This is a genomic window from Duganella sp. Dugasp56 (assembly GCF_047304105.1).
GTDB classification, from domain to species: domain Bacteria; phylum Pseudomonadota; class Gammaproteobacteria; order Burkholderiales; family Burkholderiaceae_D; genus Rugamonas; species Rugamonas hordei.
The window spans coordinates 21431-46274 of the sequence record NZ_JBGLYQ010000053.1; the positions used below are offsets into that span (position 1 = coordinate 21431).

The window sequence follows — 24844 nt, forward strand, 5'->3', positions numbered from 1 at the left end:
CTCCAACGTGTGCGGGGCGCGAAAGACAGCTATTTTATCAGGCCCCCGGCCGTCAGCGTCCGCCCGGCTTGCCTTTGCGGCCGCCCGGCTGGGCGGTGGCCTTGCCGGCGGCGCGCGCCAGCGATTTGGCGCCGCGGCCGCCGGTGACGACCACGGCGCCTTTCGGTGCGGCGGCCGGCTTGCCGCCACCCCCGTAGATGCGGCCCTGGGCGGATTTGCCGCCACCGGCGGAGCGTGCGCCGCCGGCCGGCTTGCCCGATGGCGCCGGCGGCGTCCAGGTGCCCAGCGATGCGTCGCCGCCTGCGGGGCGCGCCGTCACAGCCGCCTTGGCGCCCGCTGCGGCGTTTGCGCCCGCCGCAGGCTTGCCGCCCGCAGGTCCGGTGAACGCGCGTTTCTTTTTGGCCGGCGCCTCGGCCGCCATCTTCCTGGCTGCGGCGATGGCGGCGCCTTTGGGGCCGGTCTCCGGCACGCGGTGGTCGGCCTCGAAGCCCGGCTCCTCCTGGCGTGCGATGACCTGGCGCGTCAGCGTTTCGATCGCCTTCAGCAGCTCGACCTCGTCGGCGCACACCAGCGACACCGCTTCGCCTTCCATGCCGGCACGGCCGGTGCGGCCGATACGGTGGATGTAATCCTCCGCCACGGTCGGCAGATCGAAGTTCACCACCTGCGGCAGCGCCTCGATATCCAGCCCGCGCGCAGCCACGTCGGTGGCCACCAGCAGCTGCACCTCGGCCTTCTTGAAGCGGGCCAGCGCCTTCAGGCGTGCCGGCTGCGTCTTGTCGCCGTGGATGGAGTCGGCCGAAATGCCGCGCTCCTGCAAGGTCTTGACCAGCGTTTCAACGCCTTTGCGGGTCTTGACGAATACCAGTACCTGGCCCCATTGCAGCTTCCTCAGCAAATGCAGCAGCAGCTCGGGCTTGCGGCGCTTGTCGGTCGGGATCAGCCACTGCCTGACGGTCTTGGTCGCGGTATTGCCGGCGCTGACCTGCACCGATACCGGGTCTTTCAGCATACCGCCGGCCAGCTTGCGGATCTCGTCCGAGAACGTGGCCGAGAACAGCAAGGTCTGGCGCTTCTTCGGCAGCGCCGCCAGCAGGATGTCCAGGTCACGCTCGAAGCCGAGGTCCAGCATGCGGTCCGCCTCGTCCAGCACCAGCGTTTGCAGCAGCGTGAAGCTGATCGCGCCCTGGTCGTGCAGGTCGATCAGGCGGCCCGGCGTCGCCACCAGCACGTCCAGGCCCTTGCGCAGCTTGGTGATCTGCGGTTCGATCGGCACGCCGCCATAGGCCACGGCGGACTTCAGCGGCAGGTTGCCGCCATAGGTGCGGAAGCTTTCGTAGACCTGCTCGGCCAGCTCGCGCGTCGGCACCAGCACCAGGCAGCGCACGGCTTTCGGCTCGGTCACGCCGTCCATGGTCAGGCGCTGCAGGATGGGCAGGGCGAAGCCGGCGGTCTTGCCGGTGCCGGTTTGCGCCGCCGCCATCAGGTCGCGACCCGCCAGCACTGCGGGAATGGCTTGCTTCTGGACGGGCGTAGGCTGCTTGTAGCCCAGCGTGTCCAGCGTGCGCTGTATGGGGTCGATCAGGCCGAGGGCTTGGAAAGTCATGGTATGTGCAGTAAAACGAAAAGAGGGCGCAGTGTAGCCGGTTGGCCCGGCTTGTGCGAAATTAGTTGACGAGCGCTGCGGACCACAAGGCCAGGATTTCACGCACGCGGTCGTCCGGCATGTTCAGCAGGTTGTCGCCGATGTAGAGCTCCACCGAGCTGCGGCCGGGCAGCGCGGCGTGGCTGGCGGCGTTAAACAGCCACACGCCATGGCGCTCGGCGATGCTGTTGCGGAGTTCGTTGGCGCGCTCGCGGCTGACCGGCAGATGCAGGTGCAGCATGCTGGCCTGCGGCTGCGCCGGATTCGGCACCAGCAGCGGAAAGTCGCGCAACTGCTCGTACAGCCACCGCGTGCGGCGGAAGTAGTCGGGCATTGCCTTCAGCCGCGCATCGAACTGCATCGCCGCCGCCACCACGTACGGCGTGCGCTGGTAGACGTTGCCGCCCTGGCGCCGGAACCACTCCTGCGCCTTGGCCACGAAATCCGCGCTGCCCAGCAGCATGGCGCCGCCCATGCCGCCTATGCCTTTGTACATCGAGACGTAGACCGTATCGAAGCCGGCCGCGATCTCGGCGGCGGGGCGGCCGTATGCGGCGGCGGTTTCCCACAGGCGGGCGCCGTCCAGGTGCAGGTGGATGGCCCTCTCGCGGCAGTAAGCCTTGATCGCCGCCAGCTCGTCCCAGCTCGGGCACTGGCCGCCGATTTCGCGCATCGGCAGTTCCAGCGTGGCCGCGCCCAGTTTGTCCGGGATGCCTTTCAGCTCCTCGAGCGTCCACGGACGGTGCTGGTCGCCGATCTGCAGCGCGTGAAAATGGTCGAACAGCTGGTGGTTGCCGCGCTCGTGGCGCAGGATGTGCGACGTCGGATGCAGCGCCACCAGCTTGCTGCCGCGTTCCGCGCAGGCGATGCGCAGTGCGGTCGCCTGTACCATCGTGCCGGTGATGCAGAATAGCGCCGCCTCGAAGCCCAGCAAGCCGGCCACCTTCTGTTCGAATTGCTGGATCAGCGGGCCGTTGCCGTAGGTGTCGTGCGCCACGCCGTTGGCCTCGCACCATGCCGACATCGCCGCAAACAGCTGGGCGGGCGACGGCTGGCGATGGCCGGGAAGATGGGTTGTGCAGCTGAGCCGCAGTTCGGCGTCGGTCAAGGCGTTCTCCTGAAAGAGAGAATGTTACCGGCTTTTTGCCTCGGCGGCCAAAAAACCGGCTTTGCGATAGTGTTCGTCATAATCCGGCGACAGGGTGCCCATCATCCGGTCCCAGAACAGGAAGTACCAGCCATAGTTGTAGCGGCCCCGCGCGTGGTGGGTGTTGTGCGCCGTGGAAGTGTTGATCCACCGGCCCAGCCAGTGCCGCGACAGCGCGCGCGGGAACAGCTCGTAGCCGAGATGCGTGTACACCGCGAAGATCGTATTGAGCCACGTGAAGATGAACAGTGACCAGAACGTCACCGGCAACAGCAACAGGATCACGATGCTGGCGCCACTGTCGATCACCGCTTCCAGCGGGCTGATCGAGTAGGTGGACCAGGGGCTGGTGTTGGTGGACAGGTGATGGGTGCGGTGCGCCCAGCGAAACAGCCGGCGGTGGTGCATCAGCCGGTGCGTCCAGTAGAACCAGGTATCCTGGATCAGTATCATCAACATGACGACGGCGGCGATAAAGCCCCATCCGCGGCCGTAGGCATGCACGCTTTGGTAGAAGTGGGCGTGCCGGCCGAGGCCCAGCGCAAAGGCCACCGGCATCACGCTGCCGAGCACTACGATGCTGACGATCGAAGTCAAGACCTCGCGCCGGATCTGCGGAATACCGACCGCCTTTGCCTGCAAGCGCCGCCGGCGGCCCGGCCGGAAGCGCCACCACAGCCAGAGCGCGGTGAAGACGCCGACCACCACCAGGTAGTGCCAGGCCGTCTGCAGGATAGTGCGCGCAAGGTTGTCCAGCATGGCGTTCCCTTAAAATTAAGATAACCCGATGCTAAGGCCGTTCGCGCCGGCCGTGCTTATGATTTGATTAACGCGTTGATTAATGCGGCTGGTGCTCGATGTGGACGTTGTGGAACTGCAGCGCCGCTAGGTTGGCGTAGATGCCGCCCAGCGCCACCAGCGACGCGTGGGTGCCGGTTTCCACAATCCGGCCGTCTTCCATGACGATGATACGGTCGGCGCGCTGCACTGTCGCCAGGCGGTGCGCGATGATGACCGTGGTGCGGCCGACCATCGCCGCTTCCAGCGCTTTTTGCACCAGGCGCTCGGATTCCGCATCCAGCGCGCTGGTCGCTTCGTCCAGCAGCAGCAAAGGCGGATTTTTCAGCAGCGCCCGCGCGATCGCGATGCGCTGGCGCTGGCCGCCGGACAGGCGCACGCCGCGCTCGCCCAGGAAGGACTGGTAGCCCTGCGGCAGACGCTCGATGAATTCATGGGCGGCGGCCAGCTTGGCCGCCTGGATCACCTCGGCGTCGGTGGCGCCGGCGCGGCCGTAGCGGATGTTCTCCATCGCGTCGGCCGAGAAGATCACCGTATCCTGCGGCACGATACCGATGGCGCCGCGCAGCGTGTGCAGCTCGAGCTGGGTGATGTCCACGCCATCGAGCTTGATGCTGCCGCTCTGCGGATCGTAGAAGCGCAGGAACAGCTGGAACAGCGTGGTCTTGCCGGCGCCGGAAGGACCGACCACGGCCACCGTTTCACCCGGCTTGATGTCCAGCGACAGGTGGCTCAGCGCCGCCGTATCGGGGCGCGAAGGATAGGAGAAGGTCACGTCGTGCAGGCTCAGCGCGGCGCCGTTGGCGGCGCGCGGCGGCAGCGCCAGCGGCTGGGCCGGCGACTGGATATTCGATTTGACCGACATCAGCTCCAGCAGGCGCTCGGTGGCGCCGGCGGCGCGCTGCGCTTCGCCCATCACCTCGGACAGCGCGCCGATGGCGCCGGCGACGATGGAGGCGTACAGGATGAACTGGCCGAGGTCGCCCCCGGTCATCGAACCGGCCAGCACGGCGTGCGCTCCCAGCCACAACACGAACACGATGGTGCCGAACACCAGCACGATGGCGATCATGGTCAGCAGCGCGCGCGCGCGGATGCGGCGCATGGCGGTGCCGAACGCGCCTTCGACCGAGGCGTCGAAGCGGGTCGATTCGATTTTCTCGTGCGTGAACGCCTGCACCGTCGGCATGGCGTTGAGGATTTCGCCCGCCATGGCCGAGGCGTCGGCGATGCGGTCCTGCGAATCGCGCGACAGCTTGCGCACGCGGCGGCCGAACATCACGATCGGCAGCACGGTCAGGATCAGCAGGCCGATGATGATGGCGGACAGCTTGGCGCTGGTCACGAACAGCATCACCAGGCCGCCGATGAACAGCAGCACGTTACGCAGCGCCATCGAGATGCTGGTGCCGACGACCGCCTGGATCAGCGTGGTGTCGGTGGTGATGCGCGACAGGACTTCGCCGGTCTGCGTGGTCTCGAAGAACTCCGGGCTCTGGGTGACGACGTGGTCGTACACCGCGCTGCGGATGTCGGCGGTGACGCGCTCGCCCAGCCAGGAGACGGTATAGAAGCGCGCCGCCGTGGCCAACGCCAGCACGGTGGCGACCGCGAACAGCGCCAGGAATACCAGGTCCACGTGCTTGATGCTCTTGGCGCCGGTGCCGCCGAAGCCCAGGTCGATCATCTGCTTGAAGGCGGCGGGGATCGCCAGCGTGGCGCAGGCGGCGACCACCAGCGCGATGCCGGCCATGACGAATTGGCGCTTGTACGGCAGCAGGAAAGGCGTCAGCCCGCGCAAGGTGGCGAGGCTGCCTTTCTTGGCTTCCCTGGCGGTGTTGGGGGCGGTTGCGGACGGGGTGCTGGCGGTGGTGCTGTTGGTCATCGTGTGGCTGCGGTTTGTAAGTATTCTTTGTTGACGATTCGGGTAGCGCTATATTTTACAGTTTCATCTTTTACAGTTTCATCGGCCGGACGTAACCCGTCATTTCCAGGTAGGCGCGCCCGGCCGGCTTGCCGTCGCGCTCAAGCGTGACGGCGCCCTCCCAGTAAACGGCGCCGGTCGAGCGGCGCGAGTCCAGCTCCTGGTCGTCCTGCAAGGGGACGATCCGCCAGACCGTGCTGCCTGTGGTGAGCTGCGTCGCGACCGGATACTCGGCATTGGTGCGGGGCGAACGCCACCGCCTTTGCGGGGTAAAACTGACCTGATCCGGCGAGAACTGCGTGATCTTACCGGATGCATCGCGCCATGTCGCGTGCGCCCATAGTTTAGCACCTGTCTTGCTGCGGACCTGGAAAGCCATCAGCGCGCCGCCGTCGGCCAGGTTGGCGCCCACCCAGTCCCAGCCCGTGGTGTCGGGATCGAGGGCCTGGCTGGACCATTCGTGATCGAGCCAGCTGGCGCCGCTGACGGCGACCGTCTTGCCGGCGCGGGTGACGGTGCCGCTGGTGCCCAGTTGCGGCTCGCTGTAGTAATAGCTGCTGTACAGCGGTTGCGGGCTTTTGCGCGAATAGCCTTGTTCTCCTTGCAGCAGCACCGGCTGCGACGGTGCGAGTTTCAGGTCCAGCTTGAAACTGGCGGCGTCGAGAAGCACCCGGTAACTGCCGTCGGCGGCGCGCGTCATGCGCCAGTCCTCGAGCTTGACGTCGGTGTCGCCGACCTTGGCGTAGGACAGGCCGAAGCCTTCGCGCGCGCTGCGCTGGTCGTGCAGCAGCTTACCGTTGGCCGGGTCGGACACGGCGGCATGGCCGATGATCAGCTGCTTGGGCGCGAACTGGCTGGGATTGGCAAGGTCATGCCCGGTGGCGCTGCGGAAGAAGGTGACCTGGAAGCCGAGCGGCTTGCCATCGGCCGTGTTCAACCAGCCGGTGACGTACCACCATTCGGTCTTGTAGCCGGGGTGGGCGCCGAAGTCGGTGGGGAAGCGCAATGCGGCGCCCGCCGACAGCGGAACGACCGGTTTGAATTCCGGCGTGGCGGCGCGGGCCGGGGCGGAGGCCAACAACGGCAGGACCAGGGCGGCGACCGCCCACTTGCGAATGCGGCTGAACATTACCAGTCCTCCCTGACTGCGCGTATCGGTCCGCCCGACAGCGATTGGCGGCCCGCCAGCAGCGCCGTCAGCGCGGCGGCGGCCAGCAGCAGGCCTGCCACGGTGCCCAGCAACGGCCATGGCAGGTGCAGCTGCATGGTCCAGTGGAACGACTGCGGGTTGACGATGAAGACCAGGATCAGGCTGATGACCCAGCCCAGCACGAAGCCGGTGCCGATGCCGAGCGCCGTCAACGCGCCGCCCTCGATCGCCAGTATCGACAGGATCTGGCGGCGGGTAACGCCCACGTGCCGCAGCATGCCGAACTCCTTGGACCGCGCCAGCGTCTGTGCCGAGAACGTCGCCGCCACGCCGAACAGGCCGATCACGATGGCGATCGCCTCCAGCAGGTAGGTGATGGCGAAGCTGCGGTCGAATATCTTCATGCTCATGGCGCGGATATCGGATGGCGCGCTGGTTTCCAGCGCGGCGGCAAACGGCAGCCGCTTCAAGGCCTGGGTGGTGTCGGCTGGCTTGGCGCCGGGCTTGAGCCACAGCGCGACATTACTCGCATCCTGGTCGTCGGTGATGGCGCGATAGTCGCTCAGCCGCATCTGGATCGTACCTGTCGGCCGTGCGTAGTCGCGCCAGATGCCGGATACTTGGAATGTGTGCAGCTTGCCGTTCAGCGGAAACTCGATGCGCTGGCCGACATGCATGCCGTACAAATCAACCATCGCTTCCGATACCCACACCGGCGGCGGGGAGCCAGGTTCCGGCATTTGCGTCACGCCGACGATGGCCAGCGATTTGCCGGGATCGGCTGCATCCACGTTGCGTGCCATCAGTGCGACCGGCGGCCGGGCGGCGGCCAGCGAGATCGCCCGCACGCGCAGGAAGTCGGCGCTGGCCACGCCGGGCAGGGCGGCGATGGCGGCTTGTTCCTGCGGACGCAATCCGGCCGTGGTGCCGCCGCTGGTGGTGCTGATGTAGATATCGGCCGGCAGAATGTGCAGCAGCCAGTCGTCGAGCGACACGCGGAAACTGGCGACCATGATGGCCATCGCCACCATCAAGCTGAAACTCGACAGCACGCCGCCCAGCGCGATGCCGGCCTGGCTGGATGCGTTGGCAAGGCGTGACAGCGTCAGCGTCAGCACCGGCGATGCGCCTGGTCTGTCGGCGTTGGCTGCGCTCCAGCGCAGATGCGCCGCGCGGAACACGATGGCGGCAAGACGGGGCATCAGGGCGATGCTGCCGATCAGCAGCAGGGCGATCGACAGGTAGCCGAACAGCGGCAGCTCGAATACCGGGGGCGCCTGCGTCAACAGCGCCGCCAGCGCGATGCATGCCAGTGACGGCCAGGCGCGCGACAGGCGCGACATCGCCGCTTCCTCGGTGCCGGATTTGAGCGCGACGGCCGGCTGGGCGCGTGCGGCGTCCAGCGCGGGCGCGGCGCAACCCAGCAGCGCGACGGCGACGCCAAGCGCAAAGTAGACCGCAGCGGCGACGGGCGTGAACTGGACTTCCGGCCGCACGCCGGAGAAGAAACCCGCGCCCAGATCGGCGCCCATGAAGTGCAGCGCGGCCGCCGCCATGCCGTAGCCGGCGGCGATGCCGATCGCCGATCCGGCCACGCCGAGGCTCAGGCCTTCGATCAGAATCTGGCGCAGCAGGTGCTTGCGGTCCATGCCGAGCACGCGCAGCAGCGCGAACTGGCTGCGGCGGCGGATCACCGACAGCGCCTGCGTGGAGAACACCAGGAAGGCGCCGGTGAACAGCGCTACCAGCGCCAGCACCGTCAGGTTGACGCGGTAGGCGCGGCTCATGCCTTCGTTGCGGCTGTTCTGTTCTTCGTCGTTGGGCTGGTTGACGCGGAAGCGGCCCGGATAGTCGCGCTGCAGTTGCTGTTCCAGTTGCGCCTTGAAGGCGTCCCGATTGACGCCACTGCGCAGCTTGAGGTCGACGCGCGACAGCTGACCCAGTTTGTTGAAGCGCCATTGCGCGGCGCCGAGATCCATCACGCCGACGCGCTGCCCTGCGCGGGCGCGCTGCAGCGGCCCGGCCACGCGAAGATGCAACTGGCCGACGCCGACCTGCAGCGTCAGCGGCGCGCCATCCGCGGGCTTGAGCCATTGCAGTGCCGCGGGCGACAGGAAGATGGCGTCGTCGGCCAACAGGTCGTCCACCTTGTCTTCGGCGGGAGCCCCCACCAGGTCGGGCGAGATGAAGCCGGCGCGGAAGGCATCCACGGCCAGGATCTTCAGGGCGGTGCGTTCACCGGGCACGGAAGCGTCGAACTCCAGCACCGGTGAGGCCACAGCCACGCCGTCGCGTTGCGCCAGCAGCGGATAGATGGTTTCGTCGAAAAACGGTTCGGTGCCGCGCACCTGCACGTCGGCGACGCCAGACAGTCCCTTGATGGCGGACGAAAATTCGTTGAACGCGGCGGCGTTGATCAAATGGATGGCGAAGCCCAGCGAGATGCCGATGGCGATGGCGGCTATCGCCACCAATGCCCGCACGGGATGCGCGCGCCACTCGCCCAGCAGCAGCCAGCGTGACAGGCGAGTATTTGCAGGCATCAATCCGGACATTACTTGGGACACTCCAGCGCCAGCGTGTCGCCGGCGCGCTTGGCGCGCAGCTTGGCGTTATCGAGATTGACGGCGGTGGCACGGCGCACATCGTCGTCTGCCCATTGCTTGTTCAATTTGAGCTTGCCGCACCTCTTGCGTTGCACGGCGGCCGCCTGCGCGGACTTGTCGGCTTCGCGCGCGTCCTTGTCCTCACGCTGATGGCGCGCCTTTTCCAGCGCCGCCGCTTCCTTGCCTTGCCGCGCCAGGTCGCGTGCCGCCGCGGGATCCACCGCCGGCGCCGCCGGCACCTGCAAGGTCGTGGCCGACGCCGCTCCGGCGGGACAAGGCACGTCGCCGTAGCTGACTTTTCCATCCACGGTGCATTTGTGGACGTCCTGGGCGTGCGCCGTCAGGGACGCCGCGCACAGCACGGCCGCGATAGCGAATTTCATGGCAGCTCCCTTCAAAGGATTTTCCCGGGATTCATGATACCCAGTGGATCCAGCGCCGTTTTGATGGCCCGCATCATGTTCAGTTCCACCGCCGATTTATAGTGGGCCAGCTCGTCGCGCTTCAACGCACCGATGCCGTGTTCCGCTGAAATCGAGCCGCCAAAACCCACCACGCTGTCATGCACGACGCGATTGACCTTGTCCTGGTTGGCGAGGAAATCCTCGTTGGAGATGCCGGTCGGCGGCGCCACGTTGTAGTGCAGGTTGCCGTCGCCCAGATGGCCGAAGCACACCAGCTGGCAGCCAGGGAAGGCCGCTTCCAGCAACGGCCCGGTGGCCGCGATGAAGTCCGCGATGCTCGATACCGGCAGCGAGATATCGTGCTTGATGTTCTTGCCGGCCTTGGCCTGCGCCAGCGGGATATGCTCGCGCAGTTGCCACAGACCGGCCGATTGCGCCACCGACGTCGCCACCACGGCGTCGCTGATGACGTCGCGCTCGAGCGCCGCGCCGATGGCCCGTCCCAGCAAGCCCACCGCGTGGTCTTCCGATTCGCTGCTCGACAGTTCCAGCAGCACGTACTGCGGATGCGGCGCCGCGAACGGCTTCGGCAGCGACGGGAACTGCTGCGCCACCAGCTCCAGGCAAAAGCGCGACATCAACTCGAAGCCGGTCAGGCTGGAGCCGCAGTGGTCCTGCATCAGGTTCAGTAATTGCAGCGCGTGGGCGGGCGAGGGCAGTGCGGCCAGCGCCGTGATGCTGGCCTTGGGCTGCGGGTACAGCTTGAGCACCGCGCCGGTGATGATGCCCAGCGTGCCTTCCGCGCCGATGAACAGGTCGCGCAGATCGTAGCCGGTATTGTCCTTGCGCAGGCCGCGCAAGCCGCTCCACACCTCGCCCTGCGGTGTGACCACCTCCAGCCCGAGGCATAGTTCGCGCGTGTTGCCGTAGCGGAGAACCGCCGTGCCGCCGGCATTGGTGGACAGGTTGCCGCCTATCGTGCAGCTGCCTTCGGCGGCCAGCGACAAGGGGAACAGGCAGCCCGCGGCGGCGGCCGCTTCCTGCACCTGTTGGAGAATGCAGCCCGCATCCACGGTCATCGTGCGGTTGACGGCATCGACCGAGCGGATGGCGTTGAGTCGGGCCAGCGACAGTACGACCGCCGTGCCGCTGGCATCGGGCACGCTGCCCAGCACCAGCCCTGTATTGCCGCCCTGCGGCACCAACGCGATGCGCCACTGCGCGCAGGCGCGCACCAGCGCCGCCACCTGGTCCACCGACGCCGGCCGCAGCACGGCCAGCGCGCTGCCGGTAAAGCGGCCGCGCCAGTCGGTCAGGAACGGCGCCATGTCGGCGGGCGTGTCGAGCACCCAGGCCTCGCCCAGCAGCGAACGACAGTGCGTCAGGAAGTCCTTCATTTGACGGTGGTGACCTTCACCTTGTCGAGCAATTCCTTGGCCAGCTTCTTCGCCGCCTTCTTATATGGACGCAGGTACATGACGGCGCAGACGAAGTAGACGCAGACGATCAGCGCCTCGCCCCAGCCCAGCCATGCGGACAGGTTGCCCTTGTCGCTCCAGCCGCGCACCACGCCCTCGGTGAAGTATAACAGTATCATCATCGAGGTCCACTGCAGCGTGTAGATGTCGCGCTTCCAGACGCCGTACAGCGGCAGCAGCAGCGGCAAGGCCTTCAGCACCAGCCACGAACCTCCCGGATGCAGCGGCGCCAGCACCATCTCCCACAGCACGCACCAGACTATCAGCGTCACCAGGCTGCCGATGGCGCCCCAGTGAAAATATTTTTGCATTGAGTTTTCCATGTTGCGTCCCCGTTCAAGCGACGGCGCGCAGTTTGACGGCCGTTTCGGCCAGGCGCCGGCCCAGCGCGACGGCCAGGCGTTTTTCATCTTCGGTGATGGTCTTCTTGCCATCAAGGCCGGACCAGTGGCTGGCGCCGTACGGCGTGCCGCCGCTGGACGTCGTCATCAGTTCCGGATGGGTGTAGGGCAGGCCGAGCACCATCAGGCCATGGTGGAACAGCGGTATCATCATCGACAGCAGCGTCGATTCCTGGCCGCCGTGCAGGCTGCCGGTCGAGGTGAACACGCAGGCTGGCTTGCCGGCCAGCGTGCCGGACAGCCAGTGGGTGGCGGTGCCGTCCCAAAAATACTTCATGGCCGAGGCCATGTTGCCAAAGCGCGTAGGCGAGCCGACGGCGATGCCGGCGCACTCGCTCAGGTCGTCCAGCTCCACATACGGCGCGCCGTCGGCCGGCACCTCCGGTTCGGTGGCTTCGGCCACGGTCGACACGGCGGGAACCGTGCGCAGGCGCGCGTCGCAGCCCGGCACGCTCTCGATGCCCTGGGCGATCAGCTCGGCCAGTTTGCGCGTGGCGCCATGGCGCGAGTAGAACAAAACAAGAATAATCAGATTAGGTTGGTTCATCAGCGGTATTATAGGGCGCTTTAGCGGGTGGCATCGTTGTCACTCTTGTATTTCGATTATCGCTCATGTACGAAAAATATATTCATCCGGTTTTACATTATCTGTTCCGCAGCTGCCGCAGCGGTATCGCGACAGTGCGTTCGCTGTCCTGGCCCGAAGTGCGCGACCTGTTTTTATTTGCCCAGCGCCGCCTGCGCGAGGAAAGCCTGCCGCAAGTGGCGGGCAGTCTCACTTTTACCACGGTGTTCGCCTTGGTGCCGCTGCTGACCATCGCGCTGGCGATTTTCACCACGTTCCCGCTGTTTAATTCCTTCCGCAGCTCGCTGGAAGCCTACTTCGTGCAGAGCGTGATGCCGAAGTCGATTTCCTCCACCATCCTGAACTACCTGACCATGTTCGCCTCGAAGGCCACGCGGCTGTCGGCGGTGGGGGCGGTGGCGCTGATTTTCACGTCGATCGCGATGATGAACCTGATCGAGCGCGTGTTCAACCGCATCTGGCGCGTGCGCGACGAGCGCCGCTGGAGCAAGCGGATCCTGGTCTACTGGGCCATCGTCACGCTCGGTCCCTTGCTGATCGGCGTGTCGCTGACGCTGTCGTCGCAGGTGTTCATGGCCACCAGTACCCTGGTCGGCGACGTGCCGGTGATCGGCGTGCTGATCTATACCATCCTGTCGCTGGCGCTGACCACGGCCGGCTTCACGCTGTTGTACGTGGCGGTGCCGAACCGCGACGTCGACTGGCAGGATGCGGCCTGGGGCGGCCTGGTGGCGGGTCTGGCGTTCGAGGTGGCCAAGCGCGGCTTCGCGATTTTCATCACGCAGTTTCCGACCTATTCGAAGATCTACGGCGCGCTGGCGGCCTTGCCGCTGTTCTTGCTGTGGGTGTACGTGTCGTGGATGATCACGCTGTTCGGCGCGCTGCTGGTGGCCGCGCTGCCGGTGGTGAAGTACGAGCGCTGGTGGCACGAGGCGCAGCCGGGCGGCGAATTCGTCGATGCGATGGCGATCCTGAAAGTGCTGCACGTGGCCTGCAAATGCGGCGACACGGCGCTGGTCAGCGCCGGCACGATACGCGCGCGCACCCGCCTGGGCTTCGACGAGATGGACATGCTGCTTGAGCGGATGATGGCCGAGGGCTGGGTGGGGCGCGTCAAGGTCGAGGCGCCGTCGCGGGTCCAGTGGGGCAAGCGCGTCAGCGATGGCGGTGACCACTGGGTCATCCTGGCCAACGTCGAGAGGCTGACGCTGGCCGAGGTCTACCGCCTGTTCGTCTTCTCCGGCATGCCGATCAACGCCGGCGTGGTGACCGACAGCGACGATGAGCGCGACCGGCAAGCGGCCCGCGATGCGGCGCAGCTGGCGCGCGAGGTGGAAACCGCCGTCGAAAACGGCCTGTCCAAGACGTTGGCCGACCATTTCGGTCCCATCGACTGTCGCTAAACCCTGGAGCGTTATCGCGGCTTCGTGATGCAAGAAGCGAACCGCATCATCCGCTTCAAGTTCCCGCAAAACTGAACAGCGCATCCAGCACCGCGTCCGGCCGCTCGCTCATCAGCGAGTGGCCGCTGTCCACCGTCACCACCTTGCCGTGCTTGATGGTCGATGTCAGCAGCCTGGTGGACTTGGGCGGCGTCATCATGTCGCGGGCGCCGAACAGGAACAGGGTAGGGCAGCGCACCGCCTGCGCCGCCGCCTCGCCGTTGGCATAGGCGTTACAGGCCGAGAAGTCCGTGTAGAACACCTGCTGCGGATTGATCTGCGAGATGCGCTGCATCAGCCGGCGCGCGCCGCCCATCACGCTGAAGCCGGGCCCCGGACACGAGGGCTTGTGCGCGATCGACGAGTGCGACCAGATGTTGACCATGTCGATGGCGCTCTGCTCATCGCTGCGCGAGGTTTCCAGCAGCGCGTCCGACACTTTCATCGGATAAGTCGAACCTATCATGCCCAGGTGCGTCACGCGCTCCGGCGCCTGGTGCGATGCTTCCAGCGCGATCAATGAGCCCATGCTGTGGCCGAACAGCGCGGCCTTCCGCACGCCGGCCGCGTCCAGCACCTGCAGCAGCCAGTCCGCCAGCTCGGCCACGCTGGCCTTGGCCGCGCCCTTGCTGCGGCCGTGGCCCGGCAGGTCGACCGCCAGCACGCCATAGCCGTGATGGGCGAAATAACGGGTCTGCAGCGCCCACACCGAATGATCGTTTTGCGCGCCGTGGATGAAGACCACGGTCGGCAGCGCCGGGTTGAACGGCTTGCCGCCGGTGTAGCAGTAGGCGTCCACGCCTTGTACGGTCAGCAGCATCTCAGGCTCCCTTCTGCGACAGCTTCAGGCCGCGCGCCAGGTCTTCGATCAGGTCGTCCAGGTCTTCCAGCCCGACCGACAGCCGCATCGTGCCTTCGGTGATGCCGGCCGCCGCCAGCTGTTCGGCCGGAATGCGGAAGTGCGTGGTGGACGCCGGATGGATCACCAGCGACTTGGCGTCGCCGACGTTGGCCAGGTGCGAGAACACCTTCAGCGCGTCGACGAAGCGGCGGCCGGCGGCGCGGTCGCCCTTCAGGCTGAACGAGAACACGGCGCCGCAGCCTTTGGGCAGCAGGCGCTTGGCCAGTTCATAGTCAGGGTGCGACGGCAGCTCGGGATACGACACCGATTCCACGGCGGGATTCGACAGCAGGAACTCGACCACCTTGCGCGTGTTGGCGACGTGGCGGTCCATGCGCAGGCTCAGCGTCTCCATGCCCTGCAGCACGGCGAAGGCGTTGTGCGGGCTCATGACGGCGCCGAAGTCGCGCAGGCCCTCGCGCCGCGCGCGCAGCGCGAATGGCGCCACGGTCGACTCTTCGGCAAACACCATGCCGTGGAAGCCGTCGTACGGCTCGCACAGCTCCGCAAAGCGGCCGGTCTTGTCGTAGGCGGCCTGCCAGTCGAAGGTGCCGCCGTCCACCAGCAGCCCGCCGATGGCGGTGCCGTGCCCGCACAGGAACTTGGTCGCCGAGTGGAACACCAGGTCGGCGCCGTGCTCGAAAGGCTTCAACAGGTAGGGCGTGGTGAAGGTGGAATCCAGCATCAGCGGCAGGTGCTGCTCATGGGCGATGGCCGATACGGCGCCGATATCGAGCACGTCCAGCCCCGGATTGCCCAGCGTTTCGGCAAACAGCACCTTGGTGTTGGGCCGGATCGCGGCGCGCCAGGCGTCGAGGTCGCGCGGATCGACGAAGGTGGTGTCGATGCCGAAGCGCTTGAGCGTATAGGCCAGCATATTGTGCGAGCCGCCGTACAGCGCGCGCGAGGCGACGATGTGCGAGCCGGCGCCGGCGATGGTGGCCAGGCCGAGATGCATCGCGGCCTGGCCGCTGGCCGTGGCGATGCCGGCCACGCCGCCTTCCAGCGCGGCGATGCGTTCCTCCAGCACCGCGTTGGTCGGGTTGGAGATGCGCGAGTAGACGTGGCCGGCGCGCTCCATATTGAACAGTGAGGCCGCGTGGTCCGAATCCTTGAACGCGAACGACGCGGTGAAATGGATAGGCGTGGCGCGCGCACCGGTGGCCGGGTCGGGTGACGATCCGGCGTGCAGCGACAGCGTATCGAAACCGGGGTATTTGGGTCCGCTCATATTGTCTCTGTAGAGTTATAAGTATGCCGCGCATCCTACCCCGAATCGCGCCGCGGCAACAGCACTGCAAAAATGTTGCGTTTTGCTTATCCAGAGCGCTGGATTTTTCTCCGGGCATACGCTACATTCGCTATAAGGCTACAATAACTAGAACCCCCATTCACAGAGCCTATATCAGCGGACAGGACGGCCCAAAATGAAAGTCTCCGAAATTCTTCAGGTTAAAGGCAGCATTCTTTACACGATTTCCCCGGACCAGCCTTTGGTGGATGCCGCCAATACCATGGCGGAGAAGGACATTGGCTCGCTGGTGGTCATGGAGTTTGGCGACCTGGCCGGCATGCTGACTTTCCGCGAGGTGCTGCGCGCCTTGCACGAAAACGGCGGCACAGTCGGCGCCGGCACCGTGCGCAAGCATATGGACGACCATCCGATCACCGTCACGCCGGACACCGAAGTCAACGAGGTGCGCCGCATCATGCTGGAGAAGCATGCGCGCTACCTGCCGGTGATGAACGCCAAGACCATCCTCGGCGTGATCTCGTTCTACGACGTGGCGCGCGCCGTGCTGGAAGCGCAGAGCTTCGAGAACCGCATGCTCAAAGCCTATATCCGCGATTGGCCGGCCGAAACGGCCGACCAGGCAAACGACTAAAGAAAAGCGCCATGTGCGCTTGCGGCGGTCTTGACCGCAGCAGGCGCACATGGCGTTGTTGTTTTCACGCTGCCTTTCAGGCGACGCCTTTTTCCAGCGTGTCGTTACTGAGCCAGCCGTTCAGCGCCGATGCCGTCATCGGCCGCGCGAACAGGAAGCCCTGCGCCAGCGGGCAGCCCAGCGCCTGCAGGATCTGCGCCTGGCGCTCATCTTCCACCCCTTCGGCAATCACCGCCAGGCCCAGGTTGCGGCCCAGCTGTATCACCATCTCGGCTATGCTGCTGCCGCGCGCGGAGCCGGTGATTTCGGTGACGAAGGCGCGGTCTATCTTCAGGCGGTCGATCTGCAGCCGCTGCAGGTAGGACAGCGACGAGAAGCCGGTGCCGAAATCGTCGATCGCGATGCTGACGCCGGTCTGCTTGATCTGGCCCAGCATCTTGATCAGCATGTCCGGCTCTTCCATCGCCATCGACTCGGTGATCTCCAGCTCGACGAATTCCGGCGGCGCGCCCGTGTCCTCGAGCGCCCTGCGCAGCATGTCGAGGAAGTGCGGATGGCGGAACTGCACCTGCGAGACGTTGATCGACATCATGAAATCGTCATGGCCGGCCTTGCGCAGGTCGACCAGCTCGCGGCAGGCGGTGCGCATCACCCATTCGCCCAGGTCGATGATCAGGCCCGAGTACTCGGCGATCGGAATGAAGCGGTCCGGCGAGATAAACTTGCCGTCCGGCGTCTGCCAGCGCAGCAGCGCCTCGGCGCCCACCGGCCGGCGCGTGGCCAGGTCGATCTGCGGCTGGTAGACCACGAACAGCTGGTTCTGGCCGAAGGCGGTGCGCAGCGCGTGCATCATGCGCACCCGCTCGCGGATCTCGACGCCCATCGAGCGCGAGAAGTAGAAGTGGCCGGCGCGCTGCTGCGACTTGGCGCGCTTCAGCGCGATGTCGGCATCCTTGAGCGCGTCGGCGCCGCTGCCTTCGTGCTCGCCCAGGCGCACCAGGCCCAGCGTGGCCGACAGCTGCACGTCCTGGCCGTCGATGCTGTACGGGCGCTGGAACAGCGCCAGGATATTGGCCGGGTTGACCTGCGACGAGTCGCCCAGCACGCAGAAGATGTCGCCGCCGATGCGCGCCACCGTCAGCTGGCCGCCCAGTTCCGACTGCAGGCGTCCGGCCACGGCGACCAGCAGCATGTCGCCAAACTGGTGGCCCAGCGCGTCGTTGGTCTCGGCGAAGTGGTCGAGGTCGACCAGCGACAGCGTGGCGTCGTCGCGCGCCGGGCCGGCCAGCGTGGCGTCGAGGATCTCGACCAGGCGGGTGCGGTTGGGCAGCTTGGACAATTGATCGTAGAAGGCGGCGTTGTGCAGGTGCGTGACCAGTTCGACGTTGTCCAGGCCGACCGCCACGTTGCTGCAGAACACTTCCAGCAGGCGCTCGTCGATCTCGGTCGGCGCGCGGCTGACCTCGAGGAAGGCGACGAAGTCGCGCGAGGCCTTGCCGGCGAAGTACAGGGTGACGAAGTCCGGACCGTACAGGTTGCGCCGCTGCGCCAGCGCCAGTTCCATCGCGTCGTGGATGCGCGGCTCGTCCTGGGCGGTCAGGGTCATGCCGTCCAGCCGGCGGCAGGCGCCGACGGTGGCCATCACCATCAGTTCGTGGCAGCCGTCCTCCGGGCATTCCTGCACGCACAGCACGCCGTTGCCGTCCTGGCCCAGCAGGTCGGTGATCTGCGCCAGCACGCCGGCGGCGAAGTTCTGCACGCCGTGCAGGGTCATCAGCTGGGTGCTGGCGTGGACGATCTGATTGAGGCCGCGGCGGCTGTCGTTGATCTTGCGGATCTGCTCGTACGAGCGGATCGCCGCGGTGACCGTGGTGAACAGCTTGATGCGGGTCAGCTCGGACTTGGTCTTGTAGTCGTTGATGTCGAAATCGCGGATGGCGTCGATTTCCGGCGCGTAGCCGGGCTGGCCGGTGCGCAGGATGATGCGCACGTCGACCAGTTTCAGCGTTTCGCGGATGTAGCGCACCAGGTGCAGGCCGGCGTCGTCCTGTTCCATCACCACGTCCAGCAGGATGACGGCGATTTCCGCCTCGTGTTTCAGTAGTTCGCGTGCCTGCCCGGCCGAATACGCATGGACGAATTCCAGCGGGCGCTGCTGCATGTCGAGGTTGCCGAGCGCGAAGGTGGTGGTCGAGTGGACGTCTTCGTCGTCATCGATAATCATTACCCGCCATACGTGGCGGGTACCGGCAGTCACAGGCGCCGTCGGATGCTCTTCTAAGAATACCAGATCGTCTTGATCATCCTTGGAGTGCTCAAGGGGTGTGATCGGTGGGGGCATGTGTAGCTTCTCCAGGATTTCTCGGTGTTCTTGAGTCAAGTATATAGCGAATTGTTAAAAAGAACGCAGATTTCGGGGGCTGAGGAGGCCGTGTTGTGGGCTTTCGATTGAAACATGATATTTTGCCAATGGAAACTTGTCCATTAGAAATTGTTACGCCAGCGGGACGCGGGGCGCGGCGGGCTGGTAGAATTAGGAACTTTCCACCTTTTTCCAAAGATTCTCTTCTTATGTCCGGCAATACATTTGGCAAATTGTTTTCAGTTACCACCTTTGGTGAGTCGCACGGTCCCGCGATTGGTTGTGTGATCGATGGCTGCCCACCGGGATTGCCTTTGTCGGAAGCGGATATCCAGCCTGAACTGGATCGTCGCAAACCGGGTACATCGCGCCACGTGACGCAGCGCCAGGAGTCGGACACGGTGGAAATCCTGTCCGGCGTCTACCAGGGCGTGACCACCGGCACGCCGATCGCGCTGCTGATCCGCAACGAAGACCAGCGCAGCAAGGATTACGGCAACATTGCGGAAAGTTTCCGCCCCGGGCACGCAGATTACACCTATTGGCATAAATATGGCGTACGGGACCCGCGCGGCGGCGGCCGTTCGTCGGCGCGCCTGACGGCGCCCGTGGTGGGCGCGGCGGCGATCGCCAAGAAGTGGCTGAACCAGCAATACGGCACCGTGTTCAAGGGCTGCATGAGCCAGCTGGGCGACATCGCCGTGCCGTTCCAGGACTGGAGCCACACGCAGGACAACCCGTTCTTCGCCGCCACCGGCGACGCCGACCTGATCGCCCGCATGGAAGCGGCCATGGACGAGCTGCGCAAGGCGGGCGACTCGATCGGCGCCCGCATCGACGTCATCGCGCAGAACATTCCGGTCGGCCTGGGCCAGCCGATCTACGACAAGCTCGACGCCGACATCGCCTACGCGATGATGGGCATCAACGCCGTCAAGGGCGTGGAAATCGGCGCCGGCTTCAAGTCGGTGGCGCAGAAGGGCACCGAACACGGCGACGAGCTGACCCCGACCGGCTTCATCGGCAACAACGCCGGCGGCGTGCTGGGCGGCATCTCGACCGGCCAGGACATCACGGTATCGATCGCCATCAAGCCGACCTCGTCTATCCGCACGCCGCGCCACTCGATCGACAAGGAGGGCAATCCGGTGATGGTGGAAACCTTCGGCCGCCACGACCCCTGCGTCGGCATCCGCGCCACGCCGATCGCCGAGGCGATGCTGGCGCTGGTGCTGATGGACCATGCGCTGATGCACCGCGCCCAATGCGGCGACGTCAAGGTCTCGACCCCCAACATCGCTCTGTAAGCGGTGCCGGTACAAGCCTTCAGCTTCGCCTTATTCCTCTTCTGCTACTACGCACACGCGGGAACCTGGAGCACCTACGCCACGCTGTTCTTTGCCGACAAGGGCATGACGGTGGCGCAGATCGGCGTGCTGATGTCGATGATCCAGGTGCTGCGCATCGTCGGCCCCAACGTCTGGGGCTACGTTGCCGACCACTACGACCGCCGCGTGCTGGTGCTGCGCATGGCCGGCTTCGCCGCGCTGATCGGCTTTTCCGGCTTCTTCTTTGGCGCCACCTTCGGCCACTTCATGCTGGCGATGATCGTGCTGAACCTGTTCACCAGCGGCCAGGCGCCGATCTGCGAAGCGCTGATGCTGTCCGAGATGAAGGGCGACCTGACCTATTACGGCCGCATCCGCATGTGGGGCTCGATCGGCTTCATCGTCTCGGTGACGCTGGCCTCGTACGCGCTGGAGCACTACGGCATCGTCACGCTGCCGTGGGTGGCGGCGCTGCTGCTGGTGCTGACGATAGGCGCCGCCTTCCGCCTGCGCGACGTGCCGCGCCGCGCGCACAAGGAGCCGCCGTTGCCGGTGTTTACGCTGCTGCGCCGGCGCCAGGTGATCGCCTTCTTCCTGTCGACCGCGCTGATGGTGTCGGCCCATGCCTCGCTGTACACCTTTTATTCGCTGTACCTGGAGCGCAACGGCTACAGCAAGACCGTGATCGGCGCCATGTGGTCGCTGGGCGTGCTGGCCGAGGTGCTGCTGTTCTATTTCCAGGCGCCGCTGTTCCGCCGCTGGGGCGCGATGCGCATGATGTACCTGACCCTGGGCGTGGCCGTCGTGCGCTTCCTGATGATAGGCTTCGGCCCGCATGTGCTGTGGCTGCTGATCGTGGCGCAGGTCCTGCACGCGGCCACTTTCGCGCTGCATCATTCGTCGTCGGTGATGACCCTGCAGCGCTGGTTCTCCGGGCCGCTGCAGGCGCGCGGGCAGGCGCTGTACATGAGCCTGTCGTACGGCATCGGCGGCTCGCTTGGCGGCCTGTTCCTGGCGCAGTGGTGGGAGCGGGCGGGGCCGCAGTCGGTGTACTACGTGGCGGCCGTGCTGGCCATGCTGTCGGCGCTGGCCGCCATGCTGTCGTTCCGCTGGCAGGCCGGGGACCGCTACTAGGTTAGCCGGCTAGCCCCGGCTGGCCACCGCCTTGCTTCCGACCTCGGTCTGGTGGCGGCGCTCGACCGAGCGCACCACGATGGCGCGCATGTCGTTGAGCAGCGAGAACTCGGTCTGGCTGAGCTGGATGGGCGGGAAGGAATCGTCCCAGTCGCCGTACAGGAAGCCGGCCGGCTGGCCGTTCGACGACAGCGGCAGGATGACGAAGCTGCGCGCCTCGGATAGCGAGCTCTTCCACCACAGCGGCAGCTTGGCGGCAAACTTGGCGTCGCGGGCGTTCTCGATGAAGATCACGCGGTCGCTGTTGAGCGCGGCATGGAACACGTTCGGCTCGTAGGCGTCGTCGAAGGTCATCGCCGGCAGCAATTCCCGCGTGCCGTCGCCAAAGCTGATCTTGGCCGCGTACTGGTTTTCCCTGCGGTTGCGCACGAAGGCCACGGCGCGCGAGAAATCCAGGCCCTTGTAGACCGTCTCCAGCGCGATCTGCACCATCTGGCCGGGGCTGGCCGAGTCGAGCACGTCGCGCATGTCGGCCAGGCCGCTGAGCAGGATCTTGTTGCCGGCCGCGCGCTGGCGCGTCTTGGCCAGCGCCTTGGCACGCCGTTCGGCCGGGCGCGACAGCGGGGCGATGGTCAGGTCGTTGGCGGCCACCACCTTGGCCTGCTCGATGGCGTGCATCAGGTTGCCCGGCTCCACGCCCAGCATGCCGGCGTAGGACTCGGTCAGCGCCTTGACCGCCTCGGCGCCGGCGGCATCGTCGTGCCACAGCGATTCGGCGCACAGCGCCGACATCGTCGACAGGCCGGCGATCCAGTCCGACGCGCTGACTTCGGCGCCCGGCTCCGGCGGCGGCAGGTGGCGCATGCCGGAGATCAGGCTGTGCGGCAGGCCCCAGTGCAGCGCGGCCGCGTGGCCGACTTCCTCCAGGCTCAGGCCCAGCGACTCCGGCGCCAGGTCCTCGACGCGGCGGCCGGCGTCGTCGGCCATGCGTTGCAGCTCGGTCCAGCGCTCGGGCATGTAAAAGGTCAGCATCATGCGGCCCAGCGTGTGCAGCATCGAGCACACCACGGCTTCCTCGCCGTGGCGGCTTTCGGCGGTGTAGGCGATCTGCTGCGCGACGATGCCGGCCAGCACGGCCTTTTCCATTTCAACGTGGGCGATGGTGGCGTCGTTCGAGTCGGCGGCCAGTTCCTCGATCAGTTTCAGGCCCAGCGCCAGGTGGCCGATGGCCTCGGTGCCCAGCACCAGCACCGCCTTCGACACCGTGTTCACATGCTGGCCGAAGGCCGAATACATGCCGCTGTTGGCCAGCCGCAGCACTTTTTGCGTCAGCACCGGATCGGACAGCACGGTGCGGGTCATGTTGAATTCCTGCTCGTCCTCGCCGCGCATGGCGCCGAGGATGGCGGTGATGGCCTTGGCGAAGCCCGGCATGTCGCCGCGGCGGCGCGTGCAATCCCACAACTGGGACAGCGTTTGTCCGCCCAGCGGCGAGCTGGTCTCGAAAGCGGCTTGCATCATTGCGCCACCTGTCGCAGTTCGGCTGGCACCACTTTGACGTGGATGCTTTCCTTGAGTGCCGCCATGGCGACATTGGCCGCCATCGGCTTGCCGGTGAGATAACCCTGGATGTACTGGCAGCCGCGCTGGTCCAGGTATTGCAGCTGCTCCTCGGTCTCGACGCCCTCGGCCACGACGGACAGGTCCAGGTGCTTGGCCAGGTCCAGCACGGCGTTGCAGATGGCGCCGTCCTTTTGCGAATCGGGCAGGTCGCGGATGAAGGTGCGGTCGATCTTGAGCACGGAAATCGGGAAGCGCTTCAGGTAGGCCAGCGACGAGTAGCCGGTGCCGAAGTCGTCGATGGCGATGCGGGCGTTGCGCTCGGCCATCTTGGTCAGCAGGGACTCGGCATGCGCCGGATCGATCATCAGTGTGCCTTCTGTGATTTCCAATACCAATTGCTCACCAAGTAGGCCGGAGAAGGCGATCGCGTCGTCCAGCACGTCGAGAAATTTATCGTTGCGGAATTGCCGCGGGCTGATATTAACAGAGATGTACAGGCTGCGCTTTGCCACCTCCTCGAACTGCTTGAGCTGCACGCAGGCGGCCTTCAGCGCCCACGCGCCCAGCAGGTTGATCAGGCCGTTGGTCTCGGCGATCGGGATGAAGCGGGCCGGCGGCACCATGCCCAGGGTCGGATGCTTCCAGCGCATCAGCGTTTCGAAGCCCTGGATCTCGCGCGTCCTGGCGTCGACGATGGGCTGGTAGTACAGCAGGAACTCGCCCTCGCGCACGGCCTGGAACATGGCCGCCTCCAGCGAGATGTCGTGCTCGGGCGGGCCGGACTGCGACTGGCTGTAGACCACGCAGCGCGCCTTGCCGGTTTCCTTGGCGCGCGACATGGCGGCGTCGGCCAGCGCCACCAGGCGCACCTCGTCCTCGGCGTGCTGCGGGTAGACCGAGACGCCGACCGAGGCGCCGACGTAGATCGTGTGGCTGTCGATTTCAAACGGCGACTGCAGGGTGGCGATCAGGCGGCCGGTGACCAGCTTGATCTGGGCGTCGGTAGCGGTTCCAGGCAGGACCGCGACAAATTCGTCGCCGCCCACGCGAGCCAGGGTGTCGCTGTCGCGCAGCGTCTTGCGCAGGCGGGCGGCGGCCGTGCGCAGCACGGCGTCGCCGACCGGATGGCCGAGGCCGTCGTTGACTTTCTTGAAGCCGTCCAGGCCGATGGTGGCCACGGAGAAGCCCTGGCCCGAGCGGCGCGCGTTGGCGATCACCATGCGCATGCGGTCCGACAGCAGCAGCCGGTTTGGCAGCTCGGTCAGCGCGTCGTGGGTGGCCATGTGGCGCAGCCGTTCCTCGGTGGTGTGCTGCTGGGTCATGTCGCGGCCGACGATCAGCAGTTCGGCGGCGCCGGCGGGATTGGCGTAGCAGGCCACGCGCAGTTCGTGCCAGACTTCGGCATCCGGAGTCTTGATGCGTACTTCCAGCAGGCGCGTGCCGCCCGACTCGTGCACTTCGGCCAGCACGGCCGCCAGCGGCGCCTGGTCGCCCTCGGACAGCAGCGTAGCCAGCAGCCCGCTGGTCAGCGGATGCTGGCTGGAGATCAGCGCGATGGCCCGTTTGCTGGCGAACAGCACTTGCCCCAGCAGATTCAGGCGGAACACAACATCGCCAGCCTCCTCCAGGAGGTTATCCACATCGTAACGGTGAGGCTGGTCTGGAATACTGGAAAACATCGCGAGGATCTAATCTTTCAATTTAAGCATGTAACAATTGGGCTGCTCGAATCTTGCAAAACCAGAACGCAATGTATCACTGATGAGAGTGAAATTACATGAAAAAAGACAACATCCTTGCGACTTTTAAAGAATTCTCCAAGCTTGGGCCGAAAAACGGCATTTCATAGCAAAAAAGGGGGCATTTTGAGGGCTGCGGAGCGCTTTACAAAGCTGTCTTTTCCGACATATTCGACAAAATGCGCGGCGCCCCCGGTATGTGCCGGAAAACCGCACAGGCGCACCGACACCAGGTCGGCCTCGTCGCTGTCGACGTCGCCGGCCTCGACAGCGGCGTGCGTCGCATTGGCCAGCGCGTACAGCAGCCGGTCGCGGATGTCGTCGAACGCTGGCGCCGGGGCGGGGGCGTC

General features: G+C 65.9%; 19 protein-coding genes and 1 pseudogene. 4 read left to right on the plus strand and 16 right to left on the minus strand.

Translation table 11 applies throughout. From position 1 onward, the window contains the following. Window positions 1–52 precede the first annotated feature (52 nt). The 10 genes from ACCD07_RS27705 to wrbA form a co-directional block, all read right to left on the minus strand. Entirely contained in the window at window positions 53–1606 is a 1554-nt protein-coding gene (locus ACCD07_RS27705) for a DEAD/DEAH box helicase (protein ID WP_413449200.1), read from the minus strand. Window positions 1607–1667: 61 nt separating this feature from the next. Then, window positions 1668–2753 carry a threonine aldolase family protein gene (locus ACCD07_RS27710; RefSeq protein ID WP_413449201.1) on the minus strand — a complete coding sequence of 362 codons (1086 nt, stop codon included), beginning with the start codon at window positions 2751–2753 and terminating at the stop codon, window positions 1668–1670. A 24-nt stretch (window positions 2754–2777) separates the two neighbouring features. Continuing rightward, window positions 2778–3551 (minus strand): sterol desaturase family protein, encoded by a 774-nt coding sequence (locus ACCD07_RS27715; protein WP_413449202.1) that lies wholly within the window; start codon window positions 3549–3551, stop codon window positions 2778–2780. 79 nt (window positions 3552–3630) lie between these two features. Then, complete coding sequence (locus ACCD07_RS27720; protein WP_413449203.1) at window positions 3631–5475, minus strand: ABC transporter transmembrane domain-containing protein; 1845 nt, start codon at window positions 5473–5475, stop codon at window positions 3631–3633. Between the two features lie 70 nt (window positions 5476–5545). Beyond that, entirely contained in the window at window positions 5546–6643 is a 1098-nt protein-coding gene (locus ACCD07_RS27725; RefSeq protein ID WP_413449204.1) for a lipocalin-like domain-containing protein, read from the minus strand. Next, window positions 6643–9207: an FtsX-like permease family protein gene (locus ACCD07_RS27730; RefSeq protein WP_413449205.1), complete on the minus strand. Its 2565-nt coding sequence runs from the start codon at window positions 9205–9207 to the stop codon at window positions 6643–6645. Before ACCD07_RS27730 ends, ACCD07_RS27725 begins: the two co-directional genes overlap by 1 nt. An 11-nt stretch (window positions 9208–9218) precedes the next feature. Beyond that, a complete protein-coding gene (locus ACCD07_RS27735) occupies window positions 9219–9653 on the minus strand; it encodes a DUF4124 domain-containing protein (RefSeq protein ID WP_413449206.1) in 435 nt (144 codons plus the stop codon). Between the two features lie 11 nt (window positions 9654–9664). Beyond that, a complete protein-coding gene (locus tag ACCD07_RS27740; protein ID WP_413449207.1) occupies window positions 9665–11071 on the minus strand; it encodes an FAD-binding oxidoreductase in 1407 nt (468 codons plus the stop codon). Further along, window positions 11068–11475 carry a DUF2069 domain-containing protein gene (locus ACCD07_RS27745; RefSeq protein ID WP_176650493.1) on the minus strand — a complete coding sequence of 136 codons (408 nt, stop codon included), beginning with the start codon at window positions 11473–11475 and terminating at the stop codon, window positions 11068–11070. Before ACCD07_RS27745 ends, ACCD07_RS27740 begins: the two co-directional genes overlap by 4 nt. 13 nt (window positions 11476–11488) lie before the next feature. After that, entirely contained in the window at window positions 11489–12100 is a 612-nt protein-coding gene (wrbA, locus tag ACCD07_RS27750; RefSeq protein WP_413449208.1) for an NAD(P)H:quinone oxidoreductase, read from the minus strand. A 65-nt stretch (window positions 12101–12165) separates the two neighbouring features. On the opposite strand from wrbA, the gene ACCD07_RS27755 reads away from it, so the two are divergent. Beyond that, complete coding sequence (locus ACCD07_RS27755) at window positions 12166–13542, plus strand: YihY family inner membrane protein (protein WP_413449209.1); 1377 nt, start codon at window positions 12166–12168, stop codon at window positions 13540–13542. 55 nt (window positions 13543–13597) lie between these two features. Here the strand turns inward: ACCD07_RS27755 and ACCD07_RS27760 are convergent, their stop codons facing one another. Both ACCD07_RS27760 and ACCD07_RS27765 read right to left on the minus strand, forming a co-directional pair. After that, complete coding sequence (locus ACCD07_RS27760) at window positions 13598–14401, minus strand: alpha/beta fold hydrolase (RefSeq protein WP_413449210.1); 804 nt, start codon at window positions 14399–14401, stop codon at window positions 13598–13600. Between the two features lies 1 nt (window position 14402). After that, window positions 14403–15713: an O-acetylhomoserine aminocarboxypropyltransferase gene (locus tag ACCD07_RS27765; RefSeq protein WP_413449211.1), complete on the minus strand. Its 1311-nt coding sequence runs from the start codon at window positions 15711–15713 to the stop codon at window positions 14403–14405. Window positions 15714–15909: 196 nt separating this feature from the next. Between ACCD07_RS27765 and ACCD07_RS27770 the strand changes: the two genes are divergently transcribed. Next, the gene (locus tag ACCD07_RS27770) at window positions 15910–16368 is read left to right on the plus strand and encodes a CBS domain-containing protein (protein ID WP_413449212.1); all 459 of its coding nucleotides are present in this window, start codon (window positions 15910–15912) and stop codon (window positions 16366–16368) included. A gap of 76 nt (window positions 16369–16444) precedes the next feature. Here ACCD07_RS27770 and ACCD07_RS27775 read toward each other — a convergent pair whose 3' ends face one another. Next, window positions 16445–18709: a putative bifunctional diguanylate cyclase/phosphodiesterase gene (locus ACCD07_RS27775; RefSeq protein ID WP_413449213.1), complete on the minus strand. Its 2265-nt coding sequence runs from the start codon at window positions 18707–18709 to the stop codon at window positions 16445–16447. Between the two features lie 230 nt (window positions 18710–18939). On the opposite strand from ACCD07_RS27775, the gene aroC reads away from it, so the two are divergent. Together aroC and ACCD07_RS27785 are read left to right on the plus strand one after the other, a co-directional pair. After that, window positions 18940–20037 carry a chorismate synthase gene (gene aroC / locus ACCD07_RS27780; protein WP_413449214.1) on the plus strand — a complete coding sequence of 366 codons (1098 nt, stop codon included), beginning with the start codon at window positions 18940–18942 and terminating at the stop codon, window positions 20035–20037. Between the two features lie 3 nt (window positions 20038–20040). Further along, the gene (locus ACCD07_RS27785; RefSeq protein WP_176650501.1) at window positions 20041–21192 is read left to right on the plus strand and encodes an MFS transporter; all 1152 of its coding nucleotides are present in this window, start codon (window positions 20041–20043) and stop codon (window positions 21190–21192) included. A gap of 9 nt (window positions 21193–21201) precedes the next feature. On the opposite strand, the gene ACCD07_RS27790 is transcribed toward ACCD07_RS27785, so the two are convergent. From ACCD07_RS27790 to ACCD07_RS27800, 3 genes and pseudogenes are all read right to left on the minus strand, one after another. After that, window positions 21202–22710: an HDOD domain-containing protein gene (locus tag ACCD07_RS27790; protein ID WP_413449215.1), complete on the minus strand. Its 1509-nt coding sequence runs from the start codon at window positions 22708–22710 to the stop codon at window positions 21202–21204. After that, window positions 22710–24434 carry a putative bifunctional diguanylate cyclase/phosphodiesterase gene (locus tag ACCD07_RS27795; RefSeq protein WP_176650502.1) on the minus strand — a complete coding sequence of 575 codons (1725 nt, stop codon included), beginning with the start codon at window positions 24432–24434 and terminating at the stop codon, window positions 22710–22712. The genes ACCD07_RS27790 and ACCD07_RS27795 overlap by 1 nt, the downstream gene beginning before the upstream one ends. A 164-nt stretch (window positions 24435–24598) precedes the next feature. Then, window positions 24599–24844 (minus strand): annotated as a pseudogene (locus tag ACCD07_RS27800) (hypothetical protein); the annotation flags it as partial.